The 4,339-nt window shown below is 41.0% G+C and carries 6 protein-coding genes; 1 reads left to right on the top strand and 5 read right to left on the bottom strand.

Going from position 1 to position 4,339, the window contains the following annotated elements:
- Positions 1-1,289, top strand: a 1,289-nt coding sequence (locus AC3LHT_RS09130) for an HD domain-containing protein (protein ID WP_488662669.1), incomplete at its 5' end; no start/stop codon positions are given.
- A gap of 1 nt (position 1,290) precedes the next feature.
- On the opposite strand, the gene AC3LHT_RS09125 is transcribed toward AC3LHT_RS09130, so the two are convergent.
- The 5 genes from AC3LHT_RS09125 to AC3LHT_RS09105 form a co-directional block, all read right to left on the bottom strand.
- On the bottom strand, positions 1,291-2,142 hold the full coding sequence (locus AC3LHT_RS09125) for a DUF1385 domain-containing protein (RefSeq protein WP_488662668.1): 852 nt from the start codon (positions 2,140-2,142) through the stop codon (positions 1,291-1,293).
- A gap of 32 nt (positions 2,143-2,174) precedes the next feature.
- Complete coding sequence (locus AC3LHT_RS09120; RefSeq protein WP_290647042.1) at positions 2,175-2,480, bottom strand: stage V sporulation protein S; 306 nt, start codon at positions 2,478-2,480, stop codon at positions 2,175-2,177.
- A gap of 130 nt (positions 2,481-2,610) precedes the next feature.
- Complete coding sequence (locus AC3LHT_RS09115) at positions 2,611-3,765, bottom strand: 2-oxoacid:acceptor oxidoreductase subunit alpha (RefSeq protein WP_488662667.1); 1,155 nt, start codon at positions 3,763-3,765, stop codon at positions 2,611-2,613.
- Positions 3,758-3,979 carry a 4Fe-4S dicluster domain-containing protein gene (locus AC3LHT_RS09110; protein ID WP_290647044.1) on the bottom strand — a complete coding sequence of 74 codons (222 nt, stop codon included), beginning with the start codon at positions 3,977-3,979 and terminating at the stop codon, positions 3,758-3,760. The genes AC3LHT_RS09115 and AC3LHT_RS09110 overlap by 8 nt, the downstream gene beginning before the upstream one ends.
- A 15-nt stretch (positions 3,980-3,994) precedes the next feature.
- Positions 3,995-4,339: sodium ion-translocating decarboxylase subunit beta (locus AC3LHT_RS09105; RefSeq protein ID WP_488662666.1), on the bottom strand; the 345-nt coding region annotated here is incomplete at its 5' end.

Raw genomic sequence — 4,339 nt, 5'->3', positions numbered from 1 at the left:
GACGAATTTTAAGATTGGCCGGGTTACTTCATGATATTGGGCATGGACCTTATAGTCATCAGTTTGATGATGTTGTTTATGCAAAAGCGGGTTTTAAGCACGGGCACGATACTTATCGGAAGCGCATTTTGCTCGAATATTACCCAAAAATTTTACAAGAACACTACGAAAATATCAAAGATGAAAAATTGAGAGAAGCAATAGATGCCGAACTCAAAACCATAACCGGTGAAAAAACAGAATTTATTGAAGCGATAAGAATACTTCTTGAAAAAATAAACGAAGTTTTCGAAGGCGAGTCTGAGGGGAGTTTGGATTTCAATATCATTCAAGGACCCTTAGGGGCAGATAGAATGGATTTCGTTTTAAGAGATTCATACTTTGCCGGAACAAGGTACTTTGGAACTGGTTCACCTGAAAGAATTATAAGAGGGGCTATGATTGTAGAAGGAAATAAACTCGCTTACAGTCTAAAAGTTATTGATGACATTTACACAACACTTTTTTCAAGGTTCATGATGTACAAAAACGTGTACTTTCATAAAACTGCAAGAGCTGCGGATCTTATGATTCAGGATATTCTCAGATTTTCTTATAACCCCCTCAACCTACCCAGGCGCCTTGAACAGGTAAGTGATTTTCTACAGTTGACTGACACTATGCTTCTTGACGAAATAGAAATACGATTCAACGACCTCATAAAAAAACTGGCAACTAAAATTAAGGATAATGAAGACCATGTAAGAAAGCTTCTTCTTTCCGGGGAGATGAATTCTGAGCTTAGCCCTGATGAAAAAGACCTTCTGATGGCTTATATGAATGTTGAAAGATTTAGGGAAAGGGATCTCTGGAAGTTGATCATGGAAATTTCTTTTTCCACCACCGGTGTGGATCCTTCAGTGGTTAGTGGTTCAGTGGCTCAAGATGCGCTATCAAAAATGAAACAAAAACTCGAAGATGCCAAAGAAAAAGCTGAAGATGCTGATAAAAAGATTCTTCACGAGCTTCTGACGGATTTTGACAGGCTATTCAGAATCGATACGCCTTATAAACTCTCATTGGCTCACCCAGATGAATTTCTCAGCAGTAATGTATATTTGTTTGATGACAAGCGGGAAGACATCCTCAGCTTTGAGCATTTTGAAAAGCGATACCCAGCCTATCATCTTATCAGTAATAATCTGATACAGATCGTAAGGATCTATTGCGTAAAAGACATACGCTGGCTACTTCGGAGATATCAAATTATCCCCGAAGTAAGCCGCATAAGCATAACTACACGATGGTAATTTATTCTTCTTTTAATGATTCTTTCAAAGCGACAAGCGCAACCTCTAACTGGTCATCTGAAGGTTCTTTAGTGGTGATCTTCTGGAAGAGTAATCCGGGAGAAGCCAGTACTTTACCCAATTTAGTGTCTATTATTTTAGCGGTAAGTCTTTGAAATTCATAAGTTAAAGCCGCAACGATAGGTATGAATACAACCCGGGACACGATTTTCCATAGAAAATTCATTTCTGTCCAATAGCCAAGTAATGCAAATATCACAATTGCGAAAAACAGCGTCAAAATCAAGAAGCTGGTACCACAACGGGGATGCAATGTCGTATATTTTCTGGCATTCTCTACGGTTAAATCTTCGTTATTTTCAAAAGTGTAAACCGCTTTATGTTCTGCTCCATGGTATTCGAAGACACGTTTTATGTCTTTGAAAAGCGAAATAACCCATACATAGGTTATGAAAAATGCCGCTCTTATTATGCCTTCTATAAGCGCAAACATAGCTGGATTACTCTTTGATACCATCAATTGTGCGAGAAATAACGGTCCCAGCGCAAACATACCTATGGCAAAGGCAAAGGCTATCAAGAAAGTAATAACAATATCCTTTTTTGTCATTTCGCCTTCGCCGGTTACCTCTGCGGAAAAACCTAGAGCTTTGGTCCCGATTACAAGTGCCTCATAAAGTGCGAGAAGCCCCCTTAAAAAAACGATAGAAAATAGGGCCGGATTTTTCACGGCCCCCTCTATCTCCTTGGTAATTATTTTTCCATCAGAATCGCGTACAGCCACTACCGTACGCTTACCCTTCATCATCACGCCTTCGATGACCGCTTGACCACCAACATTGAGCTTTTTCATTTTTCCTCCTGTGGAAAGGGAAGGAATTCAAATTAAGCTTCAGATTCAGTAACTTCCTGAGTTTCCACTTCTTCCCTTTTTCCTGCAACAATCTTCAACGTGATTCCTGTTCTTGTTTCGTTGTTGATTAGAATTTCAACAAAACCGGGAATTACGTAAATCTCCACACCTCTCTCTTTCAAAAATCTCGATGCGATAGCACAAGCCTTAACAGCCTGATTGACTGCTCCTGCTCCGATCGCTTGGAGCTCAACCTGGTTATCTTTTGATAAGACACCTGCAATAGCACCTGCAACTTTGTTAGGATTTGACTTGGAACTGACTTTCAGTATCTCCATTCAGACTGCCTCCTTTTCGAGCATGTGGTCAATATATTTTACCACAAAAGAATAGGAGCATCAAAAGCATTAAGATTTTTTTTCTCATATCTTCCATCTTGCTTAATAAAATTACAGAAGTCAAATAAACTCAAAGGTCTAATACCTCAGATTTCACTTTTGCAATGGTATCGAGTATTTCCTGGGGAGTAACCATCTCTCCATTTACTTTGCTTAAAAGTTCAAGCTTGGTGCTTCGGCGATTCAGTCGTGAAACTTCATAAACGATCTGGCCAAGATTCATCTCAACAACGATTACTGCACTGGTCTTTTTTAGTAATTGTCTAAGACGGGTAGCTGGGAAGGGCCATATAGTTATCGGTCGAAATAGGCCAACGTTAATCTTATCTTCCCGTGCTATCTTAACAGCCCTTAAAGCACTTCTGGCAACGGAACCATAGGCTACAATCAGTATTTCCGCGTCATCTGTCATATATTCATCGCATATATTAATTTCATCAGCGTGAAGACGTATTTTGTGATCAAGCCTGCGTAATAGTCGGTTGGCATCAACTGCCGCACCCACAGGAAATCCTGATTCATCATGAACCAAGCCTGAGACGTGAAATCTGCTCTTTCCCATTTTTATCAAAGGAGCAGCCAGCATCTGATCGTCTCCAATAACGGGTTGGAAAATGTCGTCATCTTCAAGGACTGATTCTCCAGCCCTTGGAACAGACTTCAATTCGGAATCTGGAGGTAGGTAAAGGCTTTCTCTCATATGTCCCAAAACTTCGTCCATCAGGAAAACAACCGGTGTACGGTAATGTTCAGCATAATTGAAGGCAGTGACTATGTAACGATATACTTCTTCTACAGTTGAAGGATATATTGCGATAACGGGATGGTCGCCATGAGTTCCCCAACGTGCTTGCATGATATCTCCCTGAGCGAGTTTGGTAGGCATTCCTGTTGAAGGTCCCCCACGTTGCACGTTTACAAAAACTGTTGGGGCTTCTACCATTGATGCATAACCTATTACTTCTTGCATCAAGCTAAACCCAGGTCCGCTTGTCGCCGTCATGGCTTTTTCGCCTGCCAACGATGCCCCGACAATTGCCGCGGCGCTCGCGATCTCATCTTCCATTTGAATAAAAGTTCCGCCAACTTTTGGCAGTTCTTTAGCCATAGTCTCGGCAATTTCTGTGGCTGGAGTGATAGGATATCCAGCAAAAAAACGGCACCCAGCCTTTATAGCTCCAAGTGCACAGGCTTCGTCCCCTTGCATTAGAACGTACTCAGACATCTTTCTTCACCGCCTCACGCTCAACAACATCGATTGCAAAATCAGGACATGCATTTTCACACATCAGACAGCCGATACATTTATCATGATCAGGAACTTCAGGTTTTCCCAATTCTCCTTTGATGATGGTTTTAGTGGGGCAAATCCAATAACAGATACCACAGCGCTTACAGAAATTGTCATTGATATGGACATGAAATTTCTTTTTAGCCATGTACAAACCTCCAGGTTATGAAATTACTGAAAGGAAAACACCAGCAACAACAGCAGAACCTATAACACCTGCAACATTTGGGCCCATAGCATGCATCAATATAAAATTCGATGGATCTTCTTCCATTGCAAGCTTATGAGCAACCCTTGCAGAATCAGGTACTGCTGAAACACCTGCTGCACCAATTAAAGGATTGACCTTTTTTTTCGAGAAAATATTCATGATCTTCGCAAATATGATACCAGAAGCCGTAGCAACAACAAAAGCCATTGCGCCAAGACCAACAATCTCAAGACTCTGTAATTGAAGAAATTTTTTTCTAAACGCGCCGGCACCCACCGAGAGGCACAAAAAGATGAT

The sequence above is a fragment of the Kosmotoga sp. genome (assembly GCF_982836095.1).
This window is presented reverse-complemented; position numbering and strand designations above follow the sequence as displayed.